Here is a 16,824-nt window from a genome sequence, read left to right as displayed (position 1 = left end):
AATCATAGCACAGCTCATCAATATATATCTTCAGACTTTATTCACTTTTATACATTTTATTAAGCTGTGTCGGTAAATTAGTGCTAACTCATTAAATTTAGCTAGTTTTGGACTATTCACCGGCATACTTCTGCCCAAGTTAACTACATGAATACTTAAATACCTAAATACATGGATAGACCAAACATACCTAATACTCATGAAATTGCACTCAACAGAATTAACATCATAAAAAATGTTCTGCTTTGTCCTGTTGTGACTTACTTTTTGTAACCAGTCACAATCACCAATGTTGCAATAATAAAACTAAAGCGCTAGTACTAAACACTGGCTATGGTTGCCAAATAAAATTTTTCGAATGAAATTTGTCGAGTAAAACTTTCGAGTAAAATATTAAAATCAACATTATCGCCTAACTTCAGTCGTCGTCATCGTCGATAATATCTGGCGTTACGGCATCAACAACATCAATAGCGCCGCCAACGACAGTGGTTGTTACACCTACAGCGGTAGTCACTACCACACAGCTGGGTAGGCTTAACACCATTAAACTAAAAAACAGAAAACACATTCTTTTTAATATCACTTTTGTTAGTCCTATTTATTTACACTGAGTATCAATCAATTTACTTTTGATTTTCTCTTGCCCGCCCCTAACCCGTTGTAGCACAAATTAGGACTATGAAAATTATGAAGTCTAAGCAGACAGACTTCAACTTTATTAACCTAACCTTAGCTGAACTCAACTAAAGAGTCAGTAAGTGTATTGCAATGAGTCGATGCTTTAAGCTTAAGTTTGCTCACCGGCCAGCCTATTGTTTTTTATACTGATGGTAAACGATGTAAAGAGACTCAATGACTAAACTTTACATCATCACCAACGAGTTAATATGGCTGCCCGCTATCGACCACGGCTAGTAAAAAATCTGTCAGGGTTATCTATGCGGTTCATTTATGCAGTTTAGCTATGCCATCCATGATAACTATTATAACACCTTAAGCTTTTGCTGATGGTCTTGAAGAAACTTCAGCGTACCAGCGTTTTAGATTTTTTTGTTCGTCTGCTATTCGAATGTTGTTCACTCGATTAAAGTCTATTGAGATGAGCGCTGTAATATCGGCAATAGAAAAGCTATCACCTGCGATGTATTCTGAAGACGCTAAGTGTTGGTCTAAAAATACCAAAAACTTTTTCACATTTTCACCACATTCTTTGCCCCAACCGGGAACAACGTTCATTCGGTCTTTAAAGTAACCACTGGTATGTTGAAAGCACATGCCCGTTGGCATTAATAAAGATAATTCCATACGACGTTGCCATTGCTCTATTATGGCTTTTTCAAGCGGACTTGAACCCATTAATGGATGTTCTGCATTTATCTCTTCAAAATATCGGCAAATGGCAACACTTTCACTAATCACAGTGCCGTCATCTAATTCTAAAATGGGTATTTTAGCCAATGGGTTTTTCTGTTTGAACGCTTCAGTTAAGTTATCACCGCGTAGAATGTCCATTTGAACAAACTCGATGCCGGTAATGTTTTTCTCATGTAAAAATATTCTTACACGCCTTGCATTTGGTGCTGTTGCTGCTTCATATATTTTCATGGACATTGCCTTTAATAAATTATCTACACCACTTATGATAACAATTATCTATTCAACCATGATAACTATTATCATATCCTAGGCTTTTGCTGATGGTCTTGCACAAACGTTAGCGTATCCGCAGGTTAGATTTTTACTGCTCTGCTATTCGAATATTATTAACTCGATTAAAGTCTATTTTGATAAGCGCGATAATATCGCCAATAGAACAGTAGTCACCTGCAATGTATTTTCAAGACGCTAAGTGCTTATCTAAAAATGCTAAAAATGCTAAACACCCCAAAAATGCCAAAAATTTTTAACATTTTCACCCAATGAACCTTTCCCCAAATCGGGAACAAGGTTCATTGGGTGCTAATGGCGCACCTTAGCCTTTTTGCTCTGCCTCAAGCAATTCAGCTTCGAGTTGATCACTTTCATCGGCTCTAGGTTTAGTAAAAGGTGCAATAAGCTGATATAAAACAGGCGTCAGTAATAAGGTGAATACCACCGCTATACCCAAACCACCAAATACCACCCAACCAATTGAATTACGTGACTCGGCACCGGCTCCGGTTGATAAAATAAGCGGTAACCCCCCTAGTATGGTTGATATCAAGGTCATCATAATAGGTCTAAAACGAACTTCGGCTGCCATAATGATGGCGGCTTTAACCGTTTTACCTTGATCTCTTAATTGATCAGCAAACTCGACTAATAAAATGGAGTTCTTGGCAATCAATCCAATTAGCATCACCAAGCCAATTTGTGAGTAAATATTAATAGATGTACCCGTTAAGTAAAGCGCGAAGATAGCTGACGCTATGCCAAAGGGTACGGTGATCATCACGATGATCGCACTATTAATACTTTCAAATTGAGCGGCTAATACCAACAACACGATCAGAAAGGCGAACAGGTAAGTCATGGCAATTTGATTAGACGTTTCTTCAAACGTCAAGGCTTCACCCAAAAACACTAAACCTATGCCAGGCGGTAAGTTGTCGTTGCCAATATCACGCAATTGCTCAACCACATCAGCCATAGATATTTCATCCGGTAGTTCTAGGTCAATTTCGATTGCCCGCCTTTGTGCCTGCCTTTCTAACTCGGCAGCAACACCTTCTTCTGATATGTAGGCAAGACTGGATAATGGCACCAAATTGCCATCGCGAGATTTAACAAACAAATTAGTTAAATCGGAAGGATTACTGGTCGAGCGCCCGCTAGATTGTAAAATTAATGGCACGGCCTGATCACCAATATTTAAATCGGTTATATCATCACCATTGATAGCCGCACGCAAAGTGCTAGAGATATCATTAAAAGGCACACCTAGCTCTTCGGCTCTGCGCCGATCAATATTAATTTTCAATTGTGGTTGAGTTGGCTGATAACCAATTCTGGGGCGACCTAACTCAGGTAGTTTTTCTTCAACAATCTTGCTAAAGGCTTGCGCCGCTTCAAAGATGCGTTCGTAAGTATCACCCGTTAGTGCTAATTCTAAGCCACCGCCTTGCCCTCTAAGGTTTAAACTATTTGAGCCAAAAGCTCGAGCTGGAGCGCCCGGAATGGCCTGCAATTGAGGGCTCATTTCGCTAATAATTTCTTGCTGTGATTTACTTCTATTATCCCAGTGTTCTAATGGTACAGTTATAAAAACAATATTAGGATCCCAACGACCCACCACGGTGTAAATGGAATTAACATCTTCATCTTGCACGTAGGGTAATAATATTTCTTCCATTTTCCGTGCTTGTCTGTCCATATAGTTTAAGCCGGCCCCATCTGGGCCTCGAGCAAAAATACGCACTGAACCTCGATCTTCTGAGGGTAATAATTTATTTTCAATTTCGTTATACAGCGCAGCGGCTGACGCAGCAGCAATGACCGAAATTAATAAGGTTACCCATGCATAACCCAGCGCTAGGCTTAATAAGGCTTTATATTTAGTTAAAACCCAAGTACCGAAGGCACCTAACGTGCGATCGAACAGTACATTTTTTTTATTTTTAACGGGTAGCTTTGCTGTTAGTGCAGGTACCAAACTTAAGGCGACGAATGAAGATATGATAACGGCCCCCGCTAACACGCCACCAAATTCTCTGAATAAGCGTCCCGCTGTTGACGGTAAAAAAGCGATCGGAATAAACACCGCAGCCAATACCGCAGTCGTTGCCACAACCGCAAAAAACACTTCTCTAGTACCTAGTACAGCTGCAGCTCTAGAGCCTAATCCTTCTGCTCTTCTGCGTTGAATATTCTCTGATACCACAATAGCATCGTCGACGATTAAGCCGGTACCTAAGACTAAGGCTAACAAAGTCAGAATATTAATCGAAAAGCCCAGTACCCACATGATCACTAATGCGCCAATGAGCGACACGGGAATAGACAGAGCTGGCACTAAGGTGGCACGAAAGGAGCCTAAAAATAACCACAGTGTGCCTATCACTAATAATACCGTTAAACTTAGCGATAAAATTACTTCATCTACAGAGCCTCGAATAAACTCAGCATCATCAGAGGTGACAACAATATTAAGATCCGTAAAGCGCTTATCAAGATTTTTCACCATAGCTAACACTTCGTCAGAGATCTCTATGGTATTAGAACGCGCCTGACGCACGATACCTAAACCGACCACCGGCATGCCATCTAACCTGACAATACTTCTTGAGTCAGCCGGTCCAAAATAAACACTCGCCACGTCGCCAATACGCGTATTACCCGACACGACAATACGTTCAATATCTTCAGGGCTAACTGAGTTAGCACTGGCCCGAACAATAAGCTCTTGATCTGCTGATTTAACACTACCGGCTGGTACGTCAAAAGGGGCTAAACGTAAGGCGGCGGCGACATCTGACATAGATAAGTTAAAACTGGTCAGTCTCAATGCATCCACTGAAACCCGCATTACCCTTTGTCTTTCACCATTTAAAGACACGTCAGCGACGCCAGGAATGCTTAAAAACAAAGGCGCTAAATCAACCTCAACCCGCTCGGTGAGTGTTTCCATATCTAAGGTGTCGCTGCTAATCGCTAAACTGACTACCGCTTGAGCGTCACTATCTGCTTTGATAATGGCCAGTCTTTCCACTTCGTCAGGTAAATTTCGCTGCACTCTGCTGACCGACTCTCTGGTTTCATTGGCCGCGTCTTCAAGATTTGTGCCTGGCCTAAACTCAACCCGAATACGAGAGGAGCCCTCTTCACTTGAGGCTCGAATAGATTTAACGCCACTGACTCGCGCAACCGCACCTTCTATTCTGCTGGTTACTTCACTGTCTACGGTTTCTGGCGAGCCACCAGGATAACTGGCCGACACGGTCACCATGGGCCGGTCAACATCTGGTAATTCTCTTATTTCCAAATCATTTATCGCGGCAAATCCTGCTAAAATGATCAGTAAATTAAGCACCATAACCAATACTGGCCGGCGAATAGCTAAGGAAGGTAAATCATTTAATTGCGGCATAGACGGTAATTTCATTATTCGCCCTCAACCTCTTTTACAACATACTCATTAAAAGTGTTCTGTGCTTTTAATGCTTGTCCTTGACGTAATTGCTGCACGCCTTCTACCACCAAAGGCTCGGTTAGGTTAAATTCACCTTCGACTAAAATAGTGCCCCGTAAACGTTCACGAATTTTCACATTAACTCGTGCCGCTTTTTCATCAACCATTTGCCAAACATAAGCCCCCGTGGCACTCCATAACAAAGCGGCTTCAGGCACAGCAATATAATCTTGCCCTGGCACGGTTAAGTTAACGCGAAAGCTCATACCGGGTCGGTAAGTGTCTTGGCTATTATCGAGCAGCGCTCTGACGCGAATAGTTCTATCTTGCTCGTTAATGCGTGAGTCAACTTGGGCGATACTTGCCTCAATAGTCACTAAACGATTTTGCCAAGGTACTAGCTGCACTTGGGGTTGTTGCGACAACAAAGCCAAGGCTATTTCTGGTGCGGTGAAATTGATAAATAATGACCCACGATCGTCTATGGTAGTGATCACACTTTGAAGGTTAACTCTGTCACCTACTTGGATGTCAGTTAGGCCTAACACACCAGCAAAGGGAGCTCGTATAATACGCTCTTCTAAGGCTATTTTCGCTTCTTTAACCGCTACGTTTGCCAACTCGAGTGTGGTGATAGAATCATCTAACTCACTTTGTGATGCCGCACCTTTTTTAATACTTTCTACTAACAGGAGATTTTTTCTCGCCGCATCTTTGAACTCAATTTTGGCTCTTTCCAAGGTAACCGACTGACGTTCGCTATATAACATCATCAATACTTGTGATTTCTTAACTCGCTGACCAGGCTCAAAATTAACCGCAACCACCCTTTCATTGACCGCAGGAAAGAGGGTAACAGATTTAACGGCTTCCGCGGTGCCCACGGCTTCTAAACTATTTTTTTGAGTTTGATAAATGAGTTTTTCAACTATCACCGTTTTTTTATTAGTGTCTTTATCCCCCCAAGACTGGGCAAAAGTTTGGCTACTCATAACAAGTAAGGCGACCAGATAAAATAAACGATTTCGCATAGAATATATTTCTCAATTATCTTCAAGAGGTTAGAGTACGAACATAGACAGTACTCGGATCAATAAAGCTGACGGTAAACAGTAAAGGGTAAAAGGTAAAAATGTAACTGAATGATGACAACTTAAGCCACTAGGGTTATTTAAAGCTCATTAAACTTTGTCCATTAACCCAAGTAAGGTCTGAGCACATAGCTTGCTTAAGTCAATCTGATCTATATTACCCTGACGACTCGCAGCAAATATTTCGTTCGCGGGTTATAAATAGCCATTAAGTTCAACCACATTACTGTTAAATAGGCGCTTAGCATAACAACACTCACTCATCATAAGCGAGCTATTGTAATTTTTCTACTTAGGCTGTTGCAGAATTTTTTAAATTTCTGCTTTTAACAGACAAGTTAACGGCATAATTTTTAACTAAACCATGAAAAAAAATTACAAAGCTCAGCAGTAAAAGGTAAATAGCAAAAATGGTTATTAATACCTTAACCAGAAAACATCTACATATTTTCTGGTGGGTAAACTTTAACATACAAAGATAAGTTAATAATTTGTAGCCAATATTTTATTATCCTAGTAAATCAGCGTGATAGCCTTTAATATATTCTTACTTAAAATAAAAGTTAGTCTACTAAATAAATGGTGAGTATTGAATGAAGAAAATAATAACAACTGCTGTTTGCAGCTCTTTACTATTCATTGCAGCTTGTAATGATAATACCAGCACAAAAAACACGACTGAAGTACCGGTTATGCAAAAAACGGCTTTGGCATCGGGTATTGATAAAGCCACTATGGACTTGTCTGTTCGTCCACAAGACAACTTCTACCGCTACGTTAACGGCGCATGGTTAAACACTCACGAAATTCCGGGTGACAAAACCGCCATTGGCTCATTTTATGACTTACGTGATGAAGCTGACGACAACGTAAAAGCGATTATCGAAGAATTAGCCGCGACTAAAAATCTAAAAATGGGCAGTGATGAGCAAAAAGTGGCTGACTTATTCCGTTCATTCATGGATCTAGATAGCCGTAACACTGCAGGCACAGCGCCAGTACAAACAATATTTGATGACATTAATGGCTTGAAAGATAAAAATGAACTTGCCACTTTCTTTGGTGAAAATCAAAAGATTGGTGTCGGTAGCCCGCTCGCTTTTTATATCAGTGTTGATGCAAAAGACTCCACACGATATGCCACACATATATGGCAAAGTGGTTTAGGTTTACCGGACAGAGACTACTACTTTAATGAAGCCAAACGTTTTGCAGCATTACGCGCAGGTTACCTTGCTCACATTGAAAGCATATTCGATTTAGCGGGTTTAAAAAACGGTAAGGCCGCCGCTCAAACCATTATGGCGCTTGAAACTAAGTTAGCCGGTTTTCATTGGACCAAAGTTGAATCTCGAGACAGTACTAAGCGTTATAACAAATTTAATGTTGCCGATTTAAACACAATAACAGATGCTTTCAACTGGACCGCCTACCTTGCTGCACAAGGTGTAGCCACGCAGAAAGATATCATCATTAACCAACCTTCATTTATTAAAGGTTTTGGTGAAACATTCGCGGCAACATCCTTAACTGATTGGCAGACTTACCTCACTTTTCACACTCTGAGTAATTTTTCCAGCTCACTTACCGCCGAGTTAACCAATGAAAACTTTTATTTTTATTCAAAACAGTTAAGTGGTCGTGAAGAACAGCGCCCACTGTGGAAACGTGGTGTTGCCGTAGTTAATGACAATTTAGGTGAAGTTATTGGTAAAGTTTATGTTGGCCGTCACTTTAAGCCTGAAGCTAAAACCCGTATGACAGAACTGGTTGAAAATTTACGTGATGCTTACGGCGCAAGCATAGACGAACTAGATTGGATGTCAGAGGCGACTAAAAAATCAGCACGTATAAAACTCGCCAGCTTTGATCCTAAAATAGGCTACCCAGATAAGTGGGAAGATTACACCGCACTAAGCATTAAAAGTGACGATTTAGTCGGCAATACAATACGCTCTGGTACGCTTGCTCACCAAAAAGAACTGGCTAAGCTTGGTGGTCCAATTGACCGACAAGAATGGGCGATGACACCTCAAACCGTTAATGCTTATTACAACCCAACTAAAAACGAAATTGTCTTTCCAGCGGCTATTTTACAGCCGCCATTTTTTAATTTAGCGGCAGACGATGCGGTAAACTACGGTGGCATTGGCGCCGTTATTGGTCATGAAATGGGCCACGGCTTTGACGACCAAGGCAGCAAATACGACAGTGAAGGCAACATGCGTAACTGGTGGACTGATGAAGATTTAGCGGCCTTTACCATGCGCGCGGATAACTTAGTGGCACAGTATGGCGACTATGAGGTATTTGATGACTTAAACGTTAATGGCGAGCTAACCTTAGGCGAAAACATTGGTGATTTATCCGGAGTTACTATCGCTTATAAAGCTTATAAAGCTTCATTAAATGGCAAAGAAGCCCCAGTGATCGACGGCTTAACCGGCGACCAACGCTTCTTTATGGGCTTTGCACAAATATGGCGTGGAAAAATGGTTGAAAAATCATTAAGAAATCGCGTAGCAACAGACCCACATTCGCCAGGTGAGTTCCGTGCACTAGGGGCATTATCAAATATGCCTGAGTTTTATAGCGCCTTTGACGTTAAAGCAGGTGACGCTATGTATATCGCTCCTGAGAAGCGCGTTAAAATTTGGTAATATTGGCTTTACTGATGACATAAGAAAAATCACCTTAGGTCTAATTAACGCTTAAAACAAATTGTCAAAATACAGTGACAAAATAAAAAAGGAGCATTAGCTCCTTTTTTTTACGCCGCTTATAGCGCGTCAAATGACGGTTTTTATTGTAAAGCAGCATACTAAGCCGTAAAATCTCATGCCTAATAATCGATACCTTTAGCCAGATGTTTTGTTATTGTCTTGGCTAATTGATAGGGAACACGGTTAAATTCCGTGACTGTACCCGCAACTGTAAATAGCTTTTAATAAAAGTTATAAGTCAGGACACCTAGTATCAACCTATTGTACCAAGCTAATCATGTTAACACCGTGCGGGAATACACGTAAGTTACACTGTCTTTAAGGCATTCGTATCCTATTTTCTGCGCGGTAGTTAGTTTTATTATTCAACATAAGCTTTTGAATTAACCTCTAGGCCGCAATGAAAATATACTCCTTAGTTATTATCCAACACATGCCAAACGTGATTAGCACTAAGCTAGGCTGGCTTTAATGGCAAAATTACTCAGTGTTGAGTCAGTATCTTGGGCTGTTGATAAACAAAGTATTCTTAATAATATTTCATTTGATGTTGCCCGCGGCGATATTATTGGCATTATCGGGCCTAATGGTGCCGGCAAAACCTCACTCCTTAAGTGCATACTAAACCAATACAAAAATTGGCAAGGCGGCATTAAGCTAAAAAATAAAAAAATCAGCGACTACAAACCACATGAATTAGCACAAACATTTGCTTTAGTGGTACAGAACTCGCCGCCCATATTTGATTTAAACGTTTATGATGTGGTTAGAATGGGCCTACTGCCCTATAAAAGCCTCTTTGCTCGTGATAATGATGTCGATAAAAAAGACATTATACTCGCGTTAGAAAAAGTGGGGTTAGCTAGCAGCCAAGCAAAATTTTTTAACACCTTATCTGGCGGCGAACAACAACGGGTATTAATTGCTAAAGCCCTAGTACAAAAAGCAAAAATCTTGGTATTAGATGAACCCACTAATCACTTAGATATTTTCTACCAACATCAAATATTACAACTCGTGAAAGCGTTAAATATTACCGTTATTATGACCATACATGATCTCAATTTAGCCGCACATTACTGTAATCGTTTGTTGCTATTAGATAAAGGCAACTTAGTCAGCGACAATAGTGTTGATCAAGTGCTAAAGCCTGAGCTATTAACCAAAGTTTTTGGTTTACCCTGTTATCGAGATGACGCACAACATTGTGGCGTACCTAGAGTTTATTTCTATCCTGCTGATGATACTTCGGCGGTTAAACCAACTGGGGCAATGAACTCAACTGAGTCAACTGAGTCAACTGAGTCAACTGGGTCAACTGGGTCAACTGGGTCAACTAGTAAAGGTCAACACTCGTGAGTATTCTTGGCAACCGCAAAGGTAAAAATGTCTGGGTATTTTCAGCCCTTATTGCTTTTACCTTATTCTCCATTATTATGTCGATAACCTTTGGGCCAGCAAGCATTACTAGCCTAGATATATTTCAATGTGTGGTTAATCAATGCGCCTCCACTATGCACGACATGGTGATTTGGCAAATACGCATTCCACGTGTTTTGGTGGGTTTAGTGGCCGGCATGGGTTTAGCTTGTGCGGGGGCAATACTGCAAAATGTAACTCGTAACCCACTGGCCGATCCTTATTTATTTGGCATTATTTCTGGCGCAGGCTTAGGTGCTACCATCGCCACTTTAGTGCTCAGTGACCAACAAGCGCTAGCCTTGCCATTGGCGGCATTTCTTGGGGCATTATTTTCTGTGGTCATTGTCTTTGGTATCGCGACCCTACTGCGTAATATGAACCATTTATTATTAACCGGTATTGCGGTGTCGTTCATGCTTGGCTCTATTAGCCACTTTATTCTTTACCTTGGTGACCCTTTTGCCACCAGCCGCGTTATTTTTTGGTTAATGGGCAGTTTAACGCGCGTTGAAATGTTCCACTTTTATTTGATCAGTGCCATGGTATTACTCACTTTACTGACTATTTTTGCCTTACACCGACAAATAGATGCCCTGTTACTGGGCGATGAAAGTGCGGCAAGCCTTGGCGTTAACGTTAACAAACTGCGTTTAATTCTATTAGCTTTATGTGCAGCAGTGACCGCCGCCATCGTAGCTTATTGCGGTGGTATTGGTTTTGTTGGCCTGATGATCCCACATATTGTTAGGCAACTGGTTGGCGTTACCACCATGCCGTTAATTATTGGCTCCGCCTTGGTTGGCGGATGCTTTTTAGTTTGGGTTGATGTTGCCGCGCGCAGTTTGCTGAGTAATGTCGAAATCCCCATTGGCATCATTACTTCAGCCATTGGCAGTATTTTCTTTTTAGCGATCATGTATCGCACACGTAAAACAGGATAAATCACATGACAACAGATACAGATAAAACTCAAAATCATCAAGCTCGTATGCAACGCCTTAAAGAAAAAGTTGATGCCCGCATTGATTCCGCTCAAGAAGAGCGCGGTTTACTTATTGTTATCACAGGTAATGGTAAGGGTAAATCAACATCAGGCTTTGGCACGCTAGCCCGCGCGGTTGGGCATGGCTATAAAGCGGCGGCATTACAATTTATTAAAGGCGATTGGGCCTGTGGTGAACGTAATTTATTAGAAAACAATGGCGTTGAGTTTCATGTCATGGCGACCGGTTTCACTTGGGACACCCAAGACAAGTCAAAAGACATTGCCGCTGCCGTCAGAGTATGGGAAGAAGCAAAACGCTTACTAAAAGATGAAAGTGTCGACGTGGTTTTACTTGATGAATTAACCTACATGCTGTCATTCAAATATTTAGATTTAGATGAAGTGATTGAAGCTATCGTTAATCGCCCCGCTAAACAGCATGTTATTATCACTGGCCGTGCATGTCATCGCAGTATCATTGAACTTGCCGATACCGTCAGTGAAGTTCAGCCGCTTAAGCATGCGTTTGATAACGGCATAAAAGCACAAAAAGGTATTGATTGGTAGCCAATATTGCTGTCATAAAACACAAATGGAATAGTCATGAAATTCAGCCAATACATAGGGATTATATTACTGGGCTTTGCTTATGTTGCGAGCACACAAGCCACAAGTAAAAGTATTGATCAGGCCACGGTTATTGATGCGCCTAAACCTCGCATCATTGCATTATCACCACACATTGTTGAGATGTTGTTTGATATTGGCGCCGGTGACCAAATCATTGCGACGACTGATCACGCTGATTATCCGCTAGCGGCAAAGAAAATACCCAGAATTGGCAGCGCTTTACGTATTCAATTAGAACGGGTCATTGAATTACAACCAGACTTAGTTATCGCTTGGAGAAGTGGTAACCCAAGTGATGATTTAGCCCGTATTAAGCAACTGGGCTTTCGTGTGGTTTACTCGCAGCCTAATAGCTTTGAAGATGTCGCTAAAGAGCTACGCTTGTTTGGGAAACTGTCAGGTCACAGCGCACAAGCTGAAGGTGTTGCGGCTAAGTTTTTATCCGATTTAGCCAATATCAAAAAGCAATATGGTGATAAAAAAGCACTCACCGGTTTTTATGAGGTCTGGTCTAGACCCTTAACCACCATTGCCAAAGGGAGTTGGCCGCAACAGTTTTTAGACGCTTGCAGCATTAGTAATCCATTTGTGGCAGCAAAAGTCCAATATCCACAAGTAAATATTGAACAAATACTGCAAACAAATGTTGATGTTATTATTCAACCCTTATCAAAAAAGCAAGCGGGTAATGATAGTTATGATTGGCAGCAATGGCCGATATTGTCGGCAATTAAACATCAACAAATAATCATCCTTGATGCTGATGTTGTGCATCGAATGAGCACGCGCAGTTTACACGCCCTGACCGATTTATGTCAGCAAGCAGACAAAAGCCGAGCCTACTATCAGCGCATGACAAGTGGATAGTATCTAGTGCTAGCTAATTATTCTAAATACTTATGCTAGATACTTATTCTAAATGTTGTGGTAAATGTTGGCTATAAATACGGGTTAAACTGACTTTATTAAACCCGTTTAAAACAAGTGATCTTGCTGGCGTGTTGCAAGCATATTCATAAATTACATGCTATTATTCTGTATCGCTACCTGTCTTTTTTTTAGACTAAAAAGATAGATAGCAAACAAGTTTCTTACCCATAAATTTTATTTCAAAGGATATAAATATGACTTTTACCAGCATGTTAATTCTTGTTGTTGCTGTTGGCTCTGTTATCGCCGGTATCTTATTGATCAAGCAATCAGCCAGTAAATTTGAGCTCTCAGACGAACAACAAAAAAAAGTAGATAGCCGAAAGGCAGAACAACTTAAAAAAGATCAAGAGCAGGAATAAGCGCTAAATTCATAGCCTTGATGCTTAACCTTAATAGCGCTTAAATTAAATAGATGCCAATTTTTAAGGGCTATCCACTTAACCCAACCGACCACTACATCTTGTGTTTGCTAGACTTAACCTCGTCGAGCACTTATGCCACATTCGCGACATTAGGCTTCGACACCGTTTAGCTTACCTGGATTAAATTTTGTATCGATAACGCCCAAATAACTGGCTAAAAATTGTTGGCCGAAATATCGAGGAACGAAAGCAGCCAACTGATTTTTATCCTTATTTATTAGCTTCTTAGGCATACTGACGAGTTAAAAATAAACATGCTGTTATGAGTGATATGTTTATAAATGCTCGAACCAGCCAATGATAATCACTGTATGAAATACCAAGTTTCTTTGTCGTTAAAACTATTAAACTCATTAAGGAAAACCATGGTGTAAAAAAAACCGTTAACTCCCATTTTACCAAAGTTATCGCTAAATCATGTAATGCACCACTAACAGCGAAAGTCATAATAATTGCTAACCATATAGGAAGCAGATCGCTCAGTGGCTTCATTATCTTGCAAGAAAGATAGTAACCCCATATTGGATTCCAATATTGCCAAAATAAATAGAACGAACTCGCACCTAACGAACGCTTGAGCATATTAGTCATTGATCCAGATGAGCCAAGAACTACGCCATTACGCTTTTTAACGTACTCTGATAATGTAATAGCTCTATGCATGCTGACCTTGTATGCCTACGCCCCTATTAAGAGGCAAATAATTATTGGCTAAAATAGGCGACGAAAGAGCAAATAACCAACTGTTATTTGTCCTGCTTGAATGGCTTATATTTTTTGGAGCAACAAGTTTACCCAAAGAACCATAACGCAAATAAATGCCGCAAAAAATGTGAGCATGCGATGCATTACATGATTGTAAGTTATATGGATATATGAATGTACGATGCGCAAAATAGTAAATAACCAAGCAAAAACTAAAGCAAGAAAACTTTCGATACCAAAGCTAATATACAAAGTACATACGACATAAAACAAAGTCGGTATTTCAAATTGATTATTAAAATTTCGAGTCGTTTTTGTAATTATCTCAGGAACGTTTTGCCCACCCATTAACCGATAATATTTAGCACTTACATCACCATTTTTCACACTTGAAAATCGAGATTTTACCGTTAGAAAACCAACAACAAAAGTTAAAACCACCATTAAAAACATTGGATATAACAAATAAACTTCCACGGGAACTCACCTATGAATAAAAAACCAACGCCCACTTAAGCGGACAAAAACAGTTGGCTAAAATGTGTTGCGAAGCGGAACCTAGCCAACTGTTTTTGTTCCGTTTAAAGTTGTTATGTGCATTCTTGGCATGAGGTATGACACGCATTGACTAAATTATGCTACGGACAATGCTTGTTTCGTGGATTCTTTTCGCAAGAACAGTTCGACAATAATAAAAGCAAACGGAACAATAGAAGCTAAAAACAATGCTATCCAAGATAGAAAAGACCAACCTTCTTTCTTGGCTACAACAAATGATAGCGCAATGTAAAGCATGAATAAAACACCATGAAACATGCCAAGATAAGAAACGAACTCTCTGCTTATTACACCAAGCGTAACGCATAAAATAGCTAAGAATGACAAACCCTCAACAACACTGATAATTCTGAAATATTTGAGCATGACACAACCTGTTTAGTTCTAATTTTATCATTGACCTAAACATAAAAAATTAAATGTTCAGGCTTACGGCTTATACACGTTTAGCACATGACGCCCTGTTAATGACTTGCAAATAAAATCAAAGGATTAAGTAAATTAAGCCTAGGGTTTATGCTTTATTTGAAGCACATGTGTAGCGTTTTTACTTACAAAATCATTCTTTAGATAATATCACTGAAATGTCGCTAAATGCCACACTGCTGACCTAAATAATAGATTAAAATCACCCTGTTTTATGTTCACTTTGATACGATAGCGGACGTTCTCCACAGATATAAAAACGCATTAATTTGACTATAAGTATTACCAATTAATCGAATAATCTGACTGGCAAAAATGCCACCACAGCGGTCATTCGTCATCAAATAGTTAATGCTAACTGAGGACATCCGCAAAATAAAAAAAGAGATACTTTTTCTAATGGTTAAGTCATCTATCAATGGGGCTAAGAGTCCCTGATGAATGCTGGCCAATCACATGAGTATAGATTTGAGTAGTCTTCAAATCATTATGGCCAAGTAATTCTTGTACCGTTCTAATATCAGCTCCATTTAACAGCAACTGAGTCGCAAAACTGTGTCTGAAAGTATGTGCTGTGACATGCTTTCTTATTTCAGTTTTCACTACGGCAGATCTCAGAGCTTTGGTTAATGAGGTCCAATGTAAGTGATGACGACAAAAATAACCATCCGTTGGATGCTTACATCTCACGGTTGAGGGAAATAAGTATTGCCACTTAAACTGAGTAATTGCTTTTGGGTATTTGCGTGATAATCCTGAAGGCAAACTCGTTTTACCTTCTCCTTCAGCTAAATCTTTACTATGCAAGTCTTCGACTTTGTCTATTTGAGTCTTGAGTGGCTCTATGAGTATTTTAGGCAATAAGGTCATTCTGTCTTTAGCCCCTTTCCCCCTAAAAACGTAAATTGAATTACCGTCAAAATCGATATCTTTTATACGCAATCTCAATAGTTCCGCTTTTCTTAATCCACACCCGTATAACAGGCTGAACATTAGGTGGTACGGGGGCTTTAACTCTTTGATAATCGCAGTAGCCTCTTGATTTGATAATACCATTGGCACCCTAGTTGGCGCTTTAGCCCTGACCGTATCAGATAAGAGGGTTAGTTCTCTTTTGAATACATGCTTGTACATGAAAACAATTGAGCATAGTGCTAAGTTTTGGGTTGAAGACGTTACTTGCCTATCAACAGCTAAGTAAGTGAGATAATTACTTACTTCTTGCTCTCCCATATCTTTGGGGTGTCGCTTTTGGTTAAAAAGAATGAAGCGTTTAATCCAAAGCAAATACGTTTTTTCAGTTTGGATACTGTAATGTTTTGTACGAAGGATATTACGGATACTTTCAAGAAAAGGCGATGTAGACATTATTACCAACCTATAGCTGTATTTATATACAGTTATAGGTTTCAATTAAATAAAGATCAAATATTTTATCAAATGGATATTACTGAGAAGTCTCAGTAAATGACCAAAACCCTGATACATCATTAAAATTTCAAGTTATCTTGCTGAATACAAACGTGTTTTATTTTTTTGTGTTAACAGGATATTACTGAGACTTCTCAGTAATATCCGAACACAATAAGTTTTGGTTAAATTAATCTTTCTAATTTATTGAAATTGTGGAATATTAAGTGATAATTAATAAAAATTATGGAACGGACATTACTGAGAAGTCTCCATAATAAGCTGTTAGTTGTCCGCACTAAATCGAATGATTTTATTTATCGTTTAGTGCAAATCGCATAGTTTTGCGTTTGGTTCAATTCTTTGGTTTGGCAATGGAAGTGCCGTTCAATCTACCTTCCTTTTTGCC

The 16,824-nt window shown here is 39.8% G+C and carries 14 protein-coding genes and 1 riboswitch; of the genes, 6 read left to right on the top strand and 8 right to left on the bottom strand.

What is annotated here, in order from left to right; genetic code table 11:
• Positions 1 to 418: 418 nt before the first annotated feature.
• The 4 genes from H4J65_RS02005 to H4J65_RS01990 form a co-directional block, all read right to left on the bottom strand.
• Positions 419 to 586 carry a hypothetical protein gene (locus H4J65_RS02005; RefSeq protein ID WP_182135709.1) on the bottom strand — a complete coding sequence of 56 codons (168 nt, stop codon included), beginning with the start codon at positions 584 to 586 and terminating at the stop codon, positions 419 to 421.
• A 410-nt stretch (positions 587 to 996) separates the two neighbouring features.
• On the bottom strand, positions 997 to 1,608 hold the full coding sequence (locus H4J65_RS02000; RefSeq protein ID WP_182194795.1) for a glutathione S-transferase family protein: 612 nt from the start codon (positions 1,606 to 1,608) through the stop codon (positions 997 to 999).
• 367 nt (positions 1,609 to 1,975) lie between these two features.
• Entirely contained in the window at positions 1,976 to 5,083 is a 3,108-nt protein-coding gene (locus H4J65_RS01995; RefSeq protein WP_182194792.1) for an efflux RND transporter permease subunit, read from the bottom strand.
• A complete protein-coding gene (locus H4J65_RS01990) occupies positions 5,083 to 6,141 on the bottom strand; it encodes an efflux RND transporter periplasmic adaptor subunit (protein WP_182194789.1) in 1,059 nt (352 codons plus the stop codon). The genes H4J65_RS01995 and H4J65_RS01990 overlap by 1 nt, the downstream gene beginning before the upstream one ends.
• A 653-nt stretch (positions 6,142 to 6,794) precedes the next feature.
• Here H4J65_RS01990 and H4J65_RS01985 point away from each other — a divergent pair.
• From H4J65_RS01985 to H4J65_RS01960, 6 genes are all read left to right on the top strand, one after another.
• Positions 6,795 to 8,861: a M13 family metallopeptidase gene (locus tag H4J65_RS01985; RefSeq protein WP_182194785.1), complete on the top strand. Its 2,067-nt coding sequence runs from the start codon at positions 6,795 to 6,797 to the stop codon at positions 8,859 to 8,861.
• A gap of 190 nt (positions 8,862 to 9,051) precedes the next feature.
• Positions 9,052 to 9,194, top strand: a riboswitch (cobalamin riboswitch).
• Positions 9,195 to 9,395: 201 nt separating this feature from the next.
• On the top strand, positions 9,396 to 10,283 hold the full coding sequence (locus H4J65_RS01980) for an ABC transporter ATP-binding protein (RefSeq protein ID WP_182194781.1): 888 nt from the start codon (positions 9,396 to 9,398) through the stop codon (positions 10,281 to 10,283).
• A gap of 2 nt (positions 10,284 to 10,285) precedes the next feature.
• The gene (locus tag H4J65_RS01975; protein WP_310649904.1) at positions 10,286 to 11,287 is read left to right on the top strand and encodes an iron ABC transporter permease; all 1,002 of its coding nucleotides are present in this window, start codon (positions 10,286 to 10,288) and stop codon (positions 11,285 to 11,287) included.
• 5 nt (positions 11,288 to 11,292) lie between these two features.
• On the top strand, positions 11,293 to 11,898 hold the full coding sequence (cobO, locus tag H4J65_RS01970) for a cob(I)yrinic acid a,c-diamide adenosyltransferase (RefSeq protein WP_182194778.1): 606 nt from the start codon (positions 11,293 to 11,295) through the stop codon (positions 11,896 to 11,898).
• Between the two features lie 36 nt (positions 11,899 to 11,934).
• Complete coding sequence (locus H4J65_RS01965) at positions 11,935 to 12,828, top strand: cobalamin-binding protein (protein ID WP_182194775.1); 894 nt, start codon at positions 11,935 to 11,937, stop codon at positions 12,826 to 12,828.
• 257 nt (positions 12,829 to 13,085) lie between these two features.
• Positions 13,086 to 13,253 (top strand): DUF2897 family protein, encoded by a 168-nt coding sequence (locus H4J65_RS01960; RefSeq protein WP_182135663.1) that lies wholly within the window; start codon positions 13,086 to 13,088, stop codon positions 13,251 to 13,253.
• A 288-nt stretch (positions 13,254 to 13,541) separates the two neighbouring features.
• On the opposite strand, the gene H4J65_RS01955 is transcribed toward H4J65_RS01960, so the two are convergent.
• The 4 genes from H4J65_RS01955 to H4J65_RS01940 all read right to left on the bottom strand — a co-directional run bounded on the left by H4J65_RS01955 (position 13,542) and on the right by H4J65_RS01940 (position 16,373).
• Positions 13,542 to 13,979 (bottom strand): acyltransferase, encoded by a 438-nt coding sequence (locus H4J65_RS01955; RefSeq protein ID WP_182194772.1) that lies wholly within the window; start codon positions 13,977 to 13,979, stop codon positions 13,542 to 13,544.
• A gap of 105 nt (positions 13,980 to 14,084) precedes the next feature.
• Complete coding sequence (locus tag H4J65_RS01950) at positions 14,085 to 14,498, bottom strand: MAPEG family protein (protein ID WP_310649901.1); 414 nt, start codon at positions 14,496 to 14,498, stop codon at positions 14,085 to 14,087.
• A gap of 156 nt (positions 14,499 to 14,654) precedes the next feature.
• A complete protein-coding gene (locus H4J65_RS01945) occupies positions 14,655 to 14,945 on the bottom strand; it encodes a DUF3817 domain-containing protein (protein ID WP_182182901.1) in 291 nt (96 codons plus the stop codon).
• A gap of 468 nt (positions 14,946 to 15,413) precedes the next feature.
• Positions 15,414 to 16,373 carry an integron integrase gene (locus H4J65_RS01940; protein WP_182194768.1) on the bottom strand — a complete coding sequence of 320 codons (960 nt, stop codon included), beginning with the start codon at positions 16,371 to 16,373 and terminating at the stop codon, positions 15,414 to 15,416.
• Between the last annotated feature and the right edge of the window lie 451 nt (positions 16,374 to 16,824).

It is taken from the genome of Colwellia sp. MB02u-9 (genome assembly GCF_014077085.1).
GTDB lineage: Bacteria > Pseudomonadota > Gammaproteobacteria > Enterobacterales > Alteromonadaceae > Cognaticolwellia.
The sequence above is the reverse complement of the archived record's forward strand: the minus strand, read 5'-3'. Positions and strand labels throughout refer to the sequence as shown.